At 63.4% G+C, this 14,524-nt stretch carries 13 protein-coding genes; 12 read left to right on the forward strand and 1 reads right to left on the reverse strand.

Annotated elements, in window-relative coordinates; genetic code table 11:
* The first annotated feature begins 3 nt into the window (after window positions 1-3).
* The 4 genes from flgC (at window position 4) to flgF (ending at window position 3,269) form a co-directional block, all read left to right on the forward strand.
* Window positions 4-411, forward strand: a complete 408-nt coding sequence (gene flgC / locus NX05_RS10910) for a flagellar basal body rod protein FlgC (RefSeq protein WP_003482953.1) — start codon at window positions 4-6, stop codon at window positions 409-411.
* 37 nt (window positions 412-448) lie between these two features.
* Window positions 449-1,114 carry a flagellar hook assembly protein FlgD gene (locus tag NX05_RS10915; protein WP_039438008.1) on the forward strand — a complete coding sequence of 222 codons (666 nt, stop codon included), beginning with the start codon at window positions 449-451 and terminating at the stop codon, window positions 1,112-1,114.
* A 31-nt stretch (window positions 1,115-1,145) separates the two neighbouring features.
* Window positions 1,146-2,369, forward strand: a complete 1,224-nt coding sequence (flgE, locus tag NX05_RS10920; RefSeq protein WP_010373610.1) for a flagellar hook protein FlgE — start codon at window positions 1,146-1,148, stop codon at window positions 2,367-2,369.
* Between the two features lie 144 nt (window positions 2,370-2,513).
* Window positions 2,514-3,269, forward strand: a complete 756-nt coding sequence (flgF, locus tag NX05_RS10925; RefSeq protein ID WP_039438012.1) for a flagellar basal-body rod protein FlgF — start codon at window positions 2,514-2,516, stop codon at window positions 3,267-3,269.
* Between the two features lie 178 nt (window positions 3,270-3,447).
* Here the strand turns inward: flgF and NX05_RS10930 are convergent, their stop codons facing one another.
* Complete coding sequence (locus tag NX05_RS10930; protein WP_230597716.1) at window positions 3,448-3,681, reverse strand: hypothetical protein; 234 nt, start codon at window positions 3,679-3,681, stop codon at window positions 3,448-3,450.
* 694 nt (window positions 3,682-4,375) lie between these two features.
* Here NX05_RS10930 and flgG point away from each other — a divergent pair.
* The 8 genes from flgG to fliD all read left to right on the forward strand — a co-directional run bounded on the left by flgG (window position 4,376) and on the right by fliD (window position 14,406).
* Entirely contained in the window at window positions 4,376-5,161 is a 786-nt protein-coding gene (flgG, locus tag NX05_RS10935) for a flagellar basal-body rod protein FlgG (protein WP_010373615.1), read from the forward strand.
* 38 nt (window positions 5,162-5,199) lie between these two features.
* Window positions 5,200-5,892, forward strand: coding sequence for a flagellar basal body L-ring protein FlgH (gene flgH, locus NX05_RS10940; RefSeq protein WP_010373617.1), 693 nt, complete (start codon window positions 5,200-5,202; stop codon window positions 5,890-5,892).
* A 10-nt stretch (window positions 5,893-5,902) separates the two neighbouring features.
* The gene (locus NX05_RS10945) at window positions 5,903-7,021 is read left to right on the forward strand and encodes a flagellar basal body P-ring protein FlgI (protein ID WP_017112473.1); all 1,119 of its coding nucleotides are present in this window, start codon (window positions 5,903-5,905) and stop codon (window positions 7,019-7,021) included.
* 1 nt (window position 7,022) lies between these two features.
* The gene (locus NX05_RS10950) at window positions 7,023-8,201 is read left to right on the forward strand and encodes a flagellar assembly peptidoglycan hydrolase FlgJ (RefSeq protein ID WP_039438015.1); all 1,179 of its coding nucleotides are present in this window, start codon (window positions 7,023-7,025) and stop codon (window positions 8,199-8,201) included.
* Window positions 8,202-8,212: 11 nt separating this feature from the next.
* Complete coding sequence (gene flgK / locus NX05_RS10955; protein ID WP_039438018.1) at window positions 8,213-10,087, forward strand: flagellar hook-associated protein FlgK; 1,875 nt, start codon at window positions 8,213-8,215, stop codon at window positions 10,085-10,087.
* Entirely contained in the window at window positions 10,087-11,292 is a 1,206-nt protein-coding gene (gene flgL, locus NX05_RS10960) for a flagellar hook-associated protein FlgL (RefSeq protein ID WP_039438021.1), read from the forward strand. Before flgK ends, flgL begins: the two co-directional genes overlap by 1 nt.
* 318 nt (window positions 11,293-11,610) lie before the next feature.
* The gene (locus NX05_RS10965; RefSeq protein ID WP_039438023.1) at window positions 11,611-12,810 is read left to right on the forward strand and encodes a flagellin; all 1,200 of its coding nucleotides are present in this window, start codon (window positions 11,611-11,613) and stop codon (window positions 12,808-12,810) included.
* A 270-nt stretch (window positions 12,811-13,080) separates the two neighbouring features.
* Complete coding sequence (fliD, locus tag NX05_RS10970; RefSeq protein WP_039438026.1) at window positions 13,081-14,406, forward strand: flagellar filament capping protein FliD; 1,326 nt, start codon at window positions 13,081-13,083, stop codon at window positions 14,404-14,406.
* Window positions 14,407-14,524 lie beyond the last annotated feature (118 nt).

Genomic DNA, 14,524 nt, shown 5'->3' on the forward strand with positions numbered 1-14,524 from the left:
GTCATGAGCAACCTTCCCATTTTCGATGTGGCCGGCTCGGCGCTGCACGCGCAGTCGGTCCGCCTGAGCACCATCGCCTCCAACCTGGCCAATGCGGACTCGGTCGCAGGCTCGGCCGAGGCCACCTACAAGCCGATCGAGCCGATCTTCCAGGCCCAGCAAAGCCGCCAGGACCCCAGCCTGACCTCGGTGAACGTTAAAGAGATCACCACCACCAATGCGCCGCCGATCCGACGCTACGAGCCCGGCCACCCGCTGGCTGACGCCGAGGGCTATGTGTTCTCGCCCGACGTGGACCCGGTCTCGCAGATGGTCAACATGATTTCCGCCTCGCGCAATTACCAGGCAGGCGTGGAAATGCTCAATACCGCCAAGGAACTGGCGCTCGCGACCCTCACCATGGGTCGCTGACCCTTCCTAGCTGCCCCATACACACGGAATCCTCCAGATGAGCACGATCGCCAGCGATATCTACAAAACTCTTGGCCTGAGTACCGGCAGCAAGACTCCCAAAAAAGAGGATGCACTCGGCCAGGCCGACTTCCTCAAATTGATGACCGAGCAGTTGCAGCACCAAGACCCGCTCAAACCGATGGAAAACAGCGCGTTTCTTGGCCAGCTGGCGCAGTTCTCCACCGTGCAGGGCATTGGCGACCTCAATACCAAGTTCAGCAATCTCTCCACGTCGATGAGCAGCGACCAGGTACTCAAGGGCGCGGCGCTGGTGGGTCACAACGTGCTGGTGCCCTCGGCGCAGGTCGCCATCGATGCCACCGGTTCGGCCAAGGGTGTGGTCGCCGCGACCTCGGCCGGCACCGTCAATTTTGAAATCACCGATGCCAACGGCGCCTTCGTCAAACAACTCAGCGTGCCGTCCAGCGCCGCTGGTGAGGTGTCCTTCGCCTGGGATGGCACCGATGCCAACGGCAACCGCATGGCGGCCGGCAAATATGGCGTCACCGCGACCCAGACCGACACCGCTGGCTCCAAAAGCAAGTTATCCACCTATGTCGACGCCCCGGTGGACAGCGTCACGATCGGCTCGGACGGCCTGTATCTCAACCTGACCGGGCTAGGCACTTCCCCGCTCGCCAACGTGCTCCGCGTCAGCTGAGCCGGCAACCAACACCTAAAGGAACTCATCCATGGGCTTCAATACCTCGTTGTCCGGCATCAACGCAGCCAATGCCGATCTGAACGTCACCTCCAACAACATCGCCAACGTCAACACGACCGGGTTCAAGGAATCGCGCGCCGAGTTTGCCGACATGTTCCAGAGCACCAGCTACGGCCTGTCGCGCAATGCGGTGGGTTCGGGCGTGCGCGTCAGCAACGTGGCGCAGCAGTTCTCGCAGGGCAATATCGACCCGACCGGGCGCAGCCTGGACCTGGCAATCTCCGGCGAAGGCTTTTTCACCGTCTCGTCCAACGGCGCCAAGATGTACACCCGGGCTGGTAACTTCCAGACCGATGCCAACGGCTATGTGGTCAACCCGCAGGGCGCACGACTGCAGGTGTTTGCCCCCAACCCGAGCGGTAACGGTTTTGACGTGGGCCGCCTGTCGGACCTGCAGCTGCTGACCACCGACAGCCCGCCCAAATCCACCTCCACGGTCAACCTGGCCTTCACCCTGCCCGGCAATGCCACCGCGCCGACGGTGACTCCGTTCGACCCGGCCGACGACAAGACCTATAGCCATTCCACCGGCGGCATCAACGTCTACGACTCGCTGGGTGTCAGCCACGTGCAGACCTCCTACTTCGTCAAGACCGCCAACCCGAACGAGTGGCAGGTGCACAATTACGTGGACGGCGCCGCAGTCGGTGCCCCGACCACGCTGCAGTTCTCCGACACCGGCGCGTTGACCACCCCGGCCAACGGCATCATTGCGATGGACCCGTTCACCCCAAGCACCGGCGCGGGCGTGCTGAACATGCAGCTCAATGTCAGCGGCTCGACCCAATACGGCGAAGCCTTCGCGCTGCGCGATACCCGCCAGGACGGCTACGCCAGCGGCAAGCTCAACGAGATCAGCATCGATACCAGCGGTGTGGTGTTCGCGCGCTATTCCAACGGCGCCGACAAGCCGCTGGGCCAGGTCGCACTGAGCAGTTTCGTCAACCCGCAGGGCCTGCAGTCGCAGGGCAACAACATGTGGGCCGAGAGCTACACCTCCGGTGCCGCCCGCACCGGCGCGCCAAACACTTCGGATCTGGGCCAGGTCGAATCCGGCTCGCTGGAAGCATCCACGGTCGACCTGACCGAGCAGTTGGTGAACATGATCGTGGCCCAGCGCAACTTCCAGGCCAACTCGCAGATGATCTCGACCCAGGATCAGGTCACCCAGACGATCATCAATATTCGTTAATGGCTGGGAATCGGGATTGGGGAATTGGGAATCGTAAGAGCTGGCATCGCGTGTATCGGATGCCGGCCCTGCGCCCTGCTCTCCCAGCTTCCCGCAACCCGCGTTTGCGATTCCCGATTCTCCATTCCCGATTCCCGGTGTCCCATGGATAAAGCCCTCTACGTTGCGATGACCGGTGCCCGCGCCTCCCTGCAGGCGCAGAGCACCGTGTCGCACAATCTCGCCAACGTCGATACGGTGGGGTTCAAGGCCGCGCTGGCCAACACCGAGGCGTTCAAGATCCAGGGCAAGGGCTACCCGTCGCGGATCGATGCCTTGCACGTGGATCAGGGCTTTGATCGCAGCCAGGGCGATCAGAAGGTCACCGGCAACCCGCTGGACGTGTCGTTGCAGCAGGACCGCTGGCTGGCAGTGCAGTCGCCCGACGGCAGCGAGGCCTACACCCGCAACGGCGAATTGGCGCTCACCGCCAATGGCCAGCTGGTTACCGCCAACGGGCATGCGGTGCTGGATGAAGGCGGTACCCCGATGACGATCCCGCCGCACCAGGCGATGGAGATCGGCAGCGACGGCAGTATTTCCATCATTCCGCAGGGCGAAGGCCCGCAGACCATGGCCATCGTCGGCAAGATGAAGGTGGTGGATGCGCCAGCCGACCGTTTGACGCGGCGCCCGGACGGGCTGATGCGCAACACAAGTACCGACCCGGCGCAGGCATTTGCCGTGGCCACCGGCAAGACCATCAACAGCGGCATGTTGGAAGGCAGCAATGTGGATGCAGCCGGCGCGCTGGTAGAAATGATCCAGCTGCAGCGGCAGTTCGAGATGCAGGTCAAGATCATCAAGAACGGCGACGACAATGCCCAATCGGCCAATTCGCTGTTGCGGGTGAGCGGCTAAGTACAGTTCAAGCGAATTGGACCGCCGAAGGCTCGTTAGTTGGTGCCAAGCATGCTGATACCAGCTGCAACGTTGTCTCAGACGCCAAAAGAAGCCCAAATGCGATGATTGGTCAGCAGCGACCGCTACAACGCCGGCAGCGGCGATGCCCGCGGCGAACGCAATCTCAAGCTCAGCCTTACGCAAGCAGTAAAGCGCTGGCTACTGCGGTGTCGTAAATAATCAGCGCCCTGGTGACGACTAATATCCATGGTTGTCGGCCACTTTTATGAGTGCGATGGGCCGCCATCGCACTCATAAAAGTGGCAAATAAAAGCAACTTCACGCAGGTCTGCGGCAGAGCGACCGGCTGGATCTGCGCGGCGGGGAGGCTGATCTTCGGCTTGGCTGCAGGGCTCTTGCCCGCCACCATCGCGGGACACGCTGCAAGTATGTCCCTGTAAGCTCCTTGGCCGCATCCATGCCGCCAAGGGTCCCGCGACGGTGAGCGGGCAAGGACCAGTCAAGATGATCGGTGGTCTATGAGAGCAGTGCTTGAAGTGCGTTAGTGCGTATTGATCGTCACGCACACGTCTGTGATCGCACCATTGAGTTGCACGAAACAAGCGATCCGTAGCAGCACGCAAAACCAAGGCGTGCAACGACCCGCTTTCGATTGATCGCCAGCCAACCGTCTGGTGCGGTGCCCTCGCCGATTGCGGGACCGATGGCGGCATCGATGCCGCCAACGAGCTCCCAGGAACGGGCTCACGGCGTGTCCTGCGAGCGGTGAGGGCACCGCGCACTCGACCGACTCAGCGCTTGCCCTGAGCAAGGGCCACGCCTAACAAGAAGCAGCTAACAAACTCCACCCGCTCTCCGCTAAGTGAGCAGGACGCTACAACCGGCAGCCGGCAACAGATCTCCAAGCATATCTGTCACACAGCCCCACCGCTACCGGTTACACCTGCGGCCAGCTGCAGCCCCTGCCCTACGCAGCCCGCTGCATACCCACTCCGCATGACCATCGCACCAGCCGGCAGAAATCCGACGCGGGTTTGGCACGGCACGTGCATATACCCAGCCGTGCCCGGAACACATCCCCGGGTCTAACGAGGAATCGGGTCATGAATCAGGCTTTGTGGGTCGCCAAAACCGGACTGGATGCGCAGCAGACGCGCATGTCGGTCATTTCCAACAACCTGGCCAATACCAATACCACCGGCTTCAAGCGCGACCGTGCCGCGTTCGAAGACCTGTTGTATCAACAAGTGCGTGCGCCCGGCGGCTCGACCTCCGCGCAGACGCAGCTGCCGACCGGCCTGCAACTGGGTACCGGCGTGCGCGTGGTGTCCACGTTCAAGGGCTTCGACCAGGGCAGCCAGCAGCAGACCGGCCGCGCGCTCGACGTGATGGTCAACGGCCGCGGCTTCTTCGAAGTGCAGATGCCCGACGGCACCTCTGCCTACACCCGCGACGGCACCTTTCAGATCAACGCCCAGGGCCAACTGGTCACCAACAGTGGCTACCCGCTGCAGCCGGGCATCCAGGTGCCGGAAGGCGCGCAGTCGCTGACCATCGGTAACGACGGCACCATCAGCGTCACCCTGGCCGGCCAGGCTGCCGCGCAGGAAATCGGCGCGCTCACGCTCACCGACTTCATCAACCCCTCGGGCCTGCAGGCCAAGGGCGAAAATCTGTTCGTCGAGACCACCGCTTCCGGCCCCGCGCAGAACGGCACCCCTGGCCTCAACGGCCTGGGCAACACCGTGCAGGGCGCGCTGGAAGGCAGCAACGTCAATACGGTGGAAGAGCTGGTGAGCATGATCGAGACGCAGCGCGCCTACGAAATGAACGCCAAGGCCATCTCCACCACCGACTCGATGCTCGGTTACTTGAACAACAACGTCTGATCGGTTCGTCGCTCGTCGCCCTCTCAGGAATCAACGCCATGTCACGCCTGCCTTCCCTCTCCTCCCTGTGCCTCGCCATTGCCTGCAGCACGCTGCTGGGTGGCTGCGTGGCCGCTGGCGATGTACGCCCGTTCGCCGAACTGGCGCCGATCGTGCCGGTGGTTGCACCGGTGGCGCAGCCGACTGCCGGCGCGATCTACGCCGCCGGCCCCGGCCTGAACCTGTACGGCGACCGCCGTGCCCGCGATGTCGGCGATCTGCTGACGGTGAACCTGGTCGAAAGCACCACCGCCTCGTCCACCGCCAACACCAGCATCAGCAAGAAAGACGCCACCACCATGAGCGCGCCGACCTTGCTGGGCGCACCACTCACCGTCGGTGGCTTGAATGTGCTGGAAAACAGCACCAACGGCGACCGCAGCTTTGCCGGCAAGGGCAACACCGCGCAGAGCAACCGCATGCAGGGCAGCGTGACCGTCACCGTGATGCAGCGCCTGCCCAACGGCAATCTGGTGATCCAGGGGCAGAAGAACCTGCGCCTGACCCAGGGCGACGAACTGGTGCAGGTGCAAGGCATCGTGCGCGCCGCCGACATCGCCCCGGACAACACCGTGCCCTCCAGCAGAGTGGCCGACGCCCGCATCGCTTACGGCGGCCGTGGCGCGATTGCGCAGTCCAACGCAATGGGCTGGCTAAGCCGCTTCTTCAATTCCCGTCTGTCGCTCTACTGAGCCTGCCACCATGAATCTGTCTTCCCTGCCTTTCCGTCTACTGGCTGCCGCCGTTGCACTGTGCGCAATCGCCGCGCCGGCCAGCGCCGAGCGCATCAAGGATCTCGCCCAAGTTGGCGGCGTGCGCGGCAACGCACTGGTCGGTTACGGCCTGGTGGTTGGCCTGGACGGCAGCGGCGACCGCACCAGCCAGGCGCCCTTCACCGTGCAGAGCCTGAAAAACCTGCTCGGCGAACTGGGCGTCAATGTTCCGGCAAACGTCAACCCGCAGCTGAAAAACGTCGCAGCCGTGGCCATCCACGCCGAATTGCCGCCGTTCGCCAAGCCCGGCCAGCCGATCGACATCACCGTCTCTTCGATTGCCAACGCCGTGTCGCTGCGCGGCGGCTCGCTGCTGATGGCACCGCTGAAAGGCGCCGATGGCCAGGTCTATGCGATGGCCCAGGGCAACCTGGTCGTTGGCGGCTTCGGCGCACAAGGTAAGGACGGCTCGCGCGTCTCGGTCAATATCCCCAGCGTTGGCCGCATTCCCAACGGTGCCACCGTCGAACGCGCATTGCCGGACGTGTTCGCCGGCACCGGCGAGATCACGCTCAACCTGCACCAGAACGATTTCACCACCGTCTCGCGCATGGTCGCAGCGATCGACAGCAGCTTCGGTGCCGGCACCGCGCGTGCGGTGGACGGCGTCACCGTCGCGGTACGCTCACCGACCGACCCGGGCGCCCGCATCGGCCTGCTGTCGCGGCTGGAAAACGTCGAACTCTCGCCGGGCGATGCACCGGCCAAGGTGGTGGTCAACGCACGTACCGGCACCGTGGTCATCGGCCAGCTGGTGCGGGTGATGCCGGCTGCTATCGCGCATGGCTCGCTCACCGTGACCATCAGCGAAAACACCAATGTCAGCCAGCCGGGTGCCTTCAGTGGCGGCCGCACTGCGGTGACCCAGCAATCGACGATCACGGCCACCTCCGAAGGCAGCCGCATGTTCAAGTTTGAAGGCGGCACCACGCTCGATCAGATCGTGCGCGCAGTCAACGAAGTGGGCGCCGCTCCCGGCGACCTGGTGGCTATCCTGGAAGCGCTCAAGCAAGCCGGCGCGCTCACGGCGGAGCTAGAGGTGATCTGACATGCGTATCGCAGCCGCGCCCATTGATCTCAACCCGAGCACCAAGGCCGATCCCGCAAAGATCGACAAGGTCTCACGTCAGCTCGAAGGCCAGTTCGCGCAGATGCTGGTCAAGAGCATGCGCAATGCGAGCTCCGGCGACCCGATGTTTCCGGGCCAAAACCAGATGTTCCGCGAAATGTACGACCAGCAGATGGCCAAGGCGTTGACCGAGGGCAAGGGGCTGGGGCTATCGGCGATGATCTCCAAGCAACTGAGTGGCGACACCGGCGGCCCGGCGTTGAACACCTCGTTGAACACCGCCGAAGCGGCCAAGGCGTATTCCCTGGTTGCCGGCAAGCGCGATGCCTCGTTGCCACTACCTTCCCGCGATGGCGCGGCCAGCGGCATCACTACCAGCAGCGTTGCGAAGGCGGCCCTGGGCGCAGGCAATCTGAGCGGCATCGGCATGAGCCAGGTGCTGGATATGATTGCCGGGCGTACCGGCGGTGGCGACTCCGGCAGCGACGATGCCGCGGCACTGAGCTGGCCGTCGGCCAACGACCGCTGGGCCGATGTCGCTGCCAGCGACGCAGCCGACGCCAATGCCGCAGTCAACGCAAGCGCCGCCAGCACTGCAGCTGCAAGCCTGGGCGAACGCACGCCGGAAGGCTTCGTCGCCAAGATCTGGACACATGCACAGAAAGCCGCGCGCGAACTGGGCGTTGATCCGCGCGCGCTGGTGGCACAGGCCGCGCTGGAAACCGGTTGGGGTCGTCGCGGCATCGGCAATGGGGGCGATTCCAACAACCTGTTCGGCATCAAGGCCACCGGCTGGAGCGGCGACAAGGTCACCACCGGCACCCACGAATACGTCAACGGTGTCAAAACCACCGAAACCGCCGATTTCCGCGCCTATGGCTCAGCCGAAGAGAGCTTTGCCGACTACGTGCGGCTGCTGAAAAACAACAGCCGTTACCAGTCCGCGCTGCAGGCCGGCACTGATATCAAGGGTTTTGCACGCGGCTTGCAACAGGCTGGGTACGCCACCGATCCGGGCTATGCGGCCAAGATCGCGGCGATCGCTCACGGTCCGACCATCGACCGTGCGGTGGTCGCAATCGGCAACGCAGCGGCCGATCTGTCCAACCGCTATGCCAGTACCGCCGAGCCGGCCGGGCTCGGCACCATCCGTCGCTGAGGTAAACGCCCATGTCCATCATGTCCACCGGGACTAGCGCGCTCATCGCCTTCCAACGGGCGTTGTCGACCGTTAGCCATAACGTCGCCAACATCAATACCGAAGGCTACAGCCGCCAACGTGTGGAATTCGCAACGCGCACGCCCACCGACATGGGCTACGCGTTCGTGGGCAATGGCGCCAAGATTACCGATGTGGGCCGGGTGGCCGACCAGCTGGCCATCTCGCGCCTGCTCGACAGCGGCGGCGAACTCTCGCGCCTACAGCAGCTGTCCTCGCTATCCAACCGCGTCGATGCGCTGTACTCCAACACCGCCACCAACGTGGCCGGGCTGTGGTCGAACTTCTTCGACTCCACCAGCGCGGTGTCGTCCAACGCTTCGTCCACTGCCGAGCGCCAGAGCATGCTCGACAGCGGCAACTCGCTGGCGACGCGCTTCAAGCAGCTCAACGGGCAGATGGACAGCCTGAGCAACGAAGTCAACAGCGGGCTGACCTCGTCGGTAGATGAGGTCAATCGCTTGACGCAGCAGATCGCCAAGCTCAATGGCACCATCGGCAATAGTGCGCAGAACGCAGCGCCGGACATGCTCGATCAGCGCGATGCATTGGTGACCAAGCTGGTGGGCTACACCGGCGGTACCGCGGTGATCCAGGACGGCGGCTTCATGAATGTTTTCACCGCCGGCGGCCAAGCGCTGGTGGTCGCTACCACCGCTTCCAAACTGACCACCGTTGCCGACCCGTATCAGCCGACCAAGCTGCAGGTGGCGATGCAGACCCAAGGCCAGAACGTCAGCCTCAGCGCCAGTTCGCTGGGCGGGCAGATCGGCGGCCTGCTGGAATTCCGCAGCAGCGTGCTTGAGCCCACCCAGGCCGAACTCGGCCGCCTGGCTGTGGGCATGGCCAGCACGTTCAATGCCGGCCACAGCCAGGGTATGGACCTGTATGGCGCGATGGGCGGCAACTTCTTCAACATCGGTTCGCCAACCACCGCCGCCAATCCGAACAACACCGGCAGCGCATCGCTGAGCGCAAGTTTCAGCAACATGAGCGCGGTGGACGGTCAGAACGTCACACTGAGTTTCGACGGCACCAATTGGAAGGCCACCAACGCCAGCACAGGGTCTGCCGTGCCGATGACCGGCACCGGCACGGCGTCCAACCCGCTGGTGCTCAATGGCGTCAGTATGGTGGTGGGCGGCACCCCGGCCAGCGGCGACAGGTTTCTGCTGCAGCCCACCGCCGGGTTGGCTGGTAGCTTGTCGGTGGCCATCACCGATCCCTCGCGCATTGCTGCGGCCACCCCGGTCAAGGCCACCGCGACGATCGCCAACCAGGGCAGTGGCAAGATCAGCGACGTCAAGGTCACCAATGCGCAGAACCCTGCGCTGCTGACCCCGTCGTCGGTCGAGTTCATCGACGCCAACCAGTACACCATCGATGGCGCCGGCCCGTTCGCCTACACCGCCGGCCAGACCATCAGCGCCAATGGCTGGAGCTTCGCACTGGACGGCGCGCCCAAGGCTGGCGACACCTTCGGCGTCGGCCCGACGGGTGCGGGCTCCAGCGATAACGGCAACGCCAAATTGCTGGCCAAGATCGACGATGCCAAGGCGCTCAGCGGTGGCACGGTCACGCTCAACGGCGCGTTGTCGGGCCTGACCACGTCGGTGGGCTCGGCCGCGCGCGCAGCCAGTTATTCGGCCGATGCGCAGAAGGTCATCAACGACCAGGCGCAGGCCAGCCGCGATTCGATTTCCGGCGTCAACCTCGATGAGGAAGCCGCCAACATGCTGAAACTGCAGCAGGCCTACCAGGCCGCCGCACAGATGATCTCCACCGCCGACACCGTCTTCCAAGCCATCCTGGGTGCCGTACGCTGATGACCGACCGTATCTCTACCAGCATGATGTACAGCCAGTCGGTCGCCTCGATGGGCGCCAAGCAGGCGCGGCTGAATCAGATCGAGTCCCAGCTCTCCAGCGGGCAGCGCTTGGTCACGGCCAAGGACGACCCGGTCGCCGCAGGCACCGCGGTCGGTCTGGATCGCGCCCTGGCGGCAATCACGCGCTTTGGTGAAAACGCCAACAACGTGCAGAACCGCCTCGGGCTGCAGGAAAATGCGCTGTCGCAGGCCGGCGACAAAATGGCGCGCGTCACCGAATTGGCGGTGCAGGCCAACAATTCCTCGCTCAGCCCCGACGACCGCAAGGCGATCGCCTCGGAACTGACCGCCCTGCGCGACAGCATGCTGAGCCTGGCCAACAGCACCGATGGCACCGGGCGCTACCTGTTCGGCGGTACTGCCGACGGCAGCGCGCCTTTCATCAAGAGCAGTGGCAACGTCACCTACAACGGCGACCAGACCCAGAAGCAGGTGGAAGTGGCGCCGGACACCTTTGTCAGCGACACCCTGCCCGGCAGCGAAATCTTCATGCGCATCCGCACCGGGGACGGCACCGTGGACGCACACGCCAATGCCGCCAACACCGGCACCGGGCTGCTGCTGGATTTCAGCCGCGATGCCAGCACAGGCACTTGGAACGGTAGCAGCTACAGCGTGCAGTTCACCGCCGCCGACACCTATGAAGTGCGCGACAGCACCAATGCGGTGGTAAGCACCGGCACCTATAAAGATGGCCAAGACATCAAGGCAGCCGGCGTGCGCATGCGCATCAGCGGCGCGCCGGCGGTCGGCGACAGTTTCCAGATCGGCGCTTCCGGCACCAAGGACGTGTTTTCCACCATCGACGACATGGTCAGCGCGCTGAACTCAGACACGCTGACCGCCCCGCAGAAAGCGTCAATGACCAACACCTTGCAGTCGTCCATGCGCGACATCGCGCAGGCGTCTTCGAAGATGATCGATGCGCGCGCCTCCGGTGGCGCGCAGTTGTCGGCGATCGACAACGCCAACTCCTTGCTCGAATCCAACGAAGTCACGCTCAAGACCACCCTGTCGTCGATCCGCGATCTGGATTACGCCTCGGCGATTGGGCAGTACCAGCTCGAGAAGGCCTCGTTGCAGGCCGCTCAAACGATTTTTCAGCAGATGCAGTCGTCGTCGTTGTTCAACCTGATCCGCTGATTTTGCCGCAGAAAACCTGGGTTTTCTCTACTCCTGCGCGTGGCATTTGCGCAGGCGGACGGAGTTTATTTTTCGAAGAGTTATACCAGCGCTAAAGATTGGCGGGGTGCTGCCGAATAAACCAAACCCCTTGATACACAACGCTTACGTATTTCGTCCTGACGCAGAAAAACAGTAAAAAAATACTGAATTTCGCTAAAGGTTCCCAACGCAACGCCGTTATTCATCTCAGCAGCGGCAACGGCCAACTTGATGGCCCCCCTGCGGAGGCTCCGGGCAAGTCCCCCTTGCCGGAAAAATCGCTTAGGAGAAATCAAAATGGCACAGGTAATCAACACCAACGTAATGTCGCTGAACGCTCAGCGTAACCTCAACACCAACAGCTCCAGCTTGGCGCTGAGCATCCAGCAGCTTTCGTCGGGCAAGCGCATCACCAGCTTTGCCGTAGACGCAGCCGGCGGCGCAATCGCCGAGCGCTTCACCACCCAGATCCGCGGCCTTGACGTTGCCTCGCGCAACGCCAACGACGGCATCTCGCTGTCCCAGACCGCCGAAGGCGCGATGCAGGAAATCGGCAACAACCTGCAGCGTATCCGCGAGCTGTCAGTGCAGTCCGCAAATGCAACCAACTCGTCCACCGACCGCGAAGCGCTGAACTCCGAAGTCAAGCAGCTGACCGGCGAAATCGACCGCGTCGCCAATCAGACCAGCTTCAACGGCACCAAGCTGCTTGACGGCTCCTTCTCTGGCGCGCTGTTCCAGGTCGGCGCCGACGCCGGCCAGACCATTGGCATCAACAGCATTGCCGACGCCAACATCGATACGCTGGGCAGGGCCAACTTCGCCGCCGCCGTTTCCGGCGCTGGCGTCACCGGCACCGCCACCGCGTCTGGTTCGGTCAGCGGCATCAGCCTGTCGTTCAAGGATGCCAGCGGTTCGGCCAAGAGCATCACCATCGCTGACGTCAAGGTCGGCGCCGGCGACACCGCTGCCGACGTCAACAAGAAGGTTGCCTCGGCGATCAACGACAAGCTCGACCAGACCGGCATGTACGCCTCGATCAAGAGCGATGGCTCGGTGCAGATCGAATCGCTGAAGGCTGGCCAGGACTTCACCTCGCTGTCGGCTGGTACCTCCAGCGCTGCTGGCATCACCGTCGGCGCCGGCATCACCACCGCTTCGGCCGCTTCGGGCTCCACCGCTTCGACCTTGGGCAGCCTGGATATCTCCACGTTCTCGGGCGCACAGCAAGCACTGGAAATCGTCGACAAGGCGCTGACCACGGTCAACTCCTCGCGCGCCGATATGGGTGCGGTGCAGAACCGCTTCACCTCCACCATCGCCAACCTGAGCGCAACCTCGGAAAACCTGTCGGCCTCACGTAGCCGGATCGCCGATACCGACTACGCCAAGACCACCGCCGAACTGACCCGCACGCAGATCCTGCAGCAGGCCGGTACTGCGATGCTGGCCCAGGCCAAGTCGGTTCCGCAGAACGTGCTGAGCCTGCTGCAGTAACCTGCAATCAGCTGCCGCCGCGATACGGCAGCGCTCCGGAGCAAGTCCAAAGCCCCTCTTCGGAGGGGCTTTTTTGTGGCCGCGGCCTGCCGCAGATGCCTGGACACTTTATTGACGCAAACCACCACCTTCGGTAGGCATGGAATTTGCATGGCTACATTTCGTGAGCGCGACGTACCGCTGCCGCTAAAGTCCACGCGGATGCGGCCGATACCCATCACGTAATCCCATGCGTCCGTCTGTTTCGGACGCCCAGACGAGGAATGCAACATGGCATCGGTGATCAGCACTTCCGCCTCCGGATTGGACATCCCTACCGTGGTGTCTACCCTGGTGTCCCGGCAGAGAGACCCCGAGCAGGCACGCATCAACAAGGCCGGCACCGCCGCGTCGACGCAGTTGTCGGCCATCAGCCAGATCAAGAGCAGCATGACCACGCTCAAGTCTGCGCTGGACAAAGTGGTCAGCAGCGCCGACACCAACGCCTACAAGGCCACGGTGCCGACCGATGCCGGCTTCACCGCCACCACCACCAGCTCGGCGGCGCCAGGCAACTATTCGGTGGAAGTGGTGTCGCTGGCGACCTCGCAAAAACTGGCCTCCGGCGCGTTTACGGCCGATGCCACGGTGGGTAGCGGCACGCTGACGATCGGCTACGGCGACAACAGCGTCACCGTGGATATCAGCGGCACAGACAAGCTCACCGACATCGCTGCAGCCATCAACAAGGCCGCCGGCGGCAAAGGTGTGACTGCCAGCGTGGTCACCGCCAACGATGGCCAGCATCTGGTCTTCAATGCGGTCGATCCCGGCACCAAGGGCGCGCTGACCGTTAGCGCCAGCGACCCCAGCCTGAGCAGCCTCACCTACGGCCCCGGCGTCACCGGCGGGCTGAACCAGACCGTGGCAGCCGCCGACGCACTGGTGCGCGTGGACGGCTTCGAGCGCACCTCCAGCTCCAACACCATCAGCGACATCGTGCCCGGCGTGGTGCTCAACCTCACCAAGGCCGCTGAAGGCACCAAGTTCAATCTGGGCGTGGCAGCCGACACCAGCGGACTCAAGGGCAACCTCACCGCCTTCGCTGCGGCCTACAACACCGCCAACACCTTGCTGGCGAAAAGCAGCAGTTACGACGCCACCACCAAGACCGCCTCGGCGCTGACCGGCGATTCGCTGGTGCGCAGCCTGCAACAACAGCTGCGCGGCCAGGTCAGCGACAACGTCACCGAACTCAAGGCCCTCGGCCTGACCATCGACAAGGATGGCGTCATGAGTTTCGATGGCAGCAAGTTCGACACCGCCATCGCCTCCGACGGTGGCGCGGCGGCTGATGTATTTGGTAAGGACAGCAAGTTTGGCGGCAACCTGACCAAGCTGCTGGACAGCAACGTCAATGCCAACAACGGGACGCTCACCCTGCGCTCGGACAGTTTGAACAAGACCATCAAGGGCTACGAATCTGACCTGGATGACCTTGATGCGCGCATGGAAAAACTCAGCGACAGCTACACCGCACAGTTCGCCGCGATGGACGCCATGATCAGCAAGTTGCAAGGCAGCACCAGCTCGCTCAGCGGCCTGCTGACAGGCTGATTTCTGTGATGGCGACCCTCAAGTCCTGTCAGGGTATAGCCGATACATGTAGGGCCTATCGTGCTTTCGGCCTTGCCTTCCGGCAGGAGCGTCGTCGCAGGAGCACAGCGCTCCGGGA

The sequence above is a fragment of the Xanthomonas vasicola genome (genome assembly GCF_000772705.2).
GTDB classification, from domain to species: domain Bacteria; phylum Pseudomonadota; class Gammaproteobacteria; order Xanthomonadales; family Xanthomonadaceae; genus Xanthomonas; species Xanthomonas vasicola.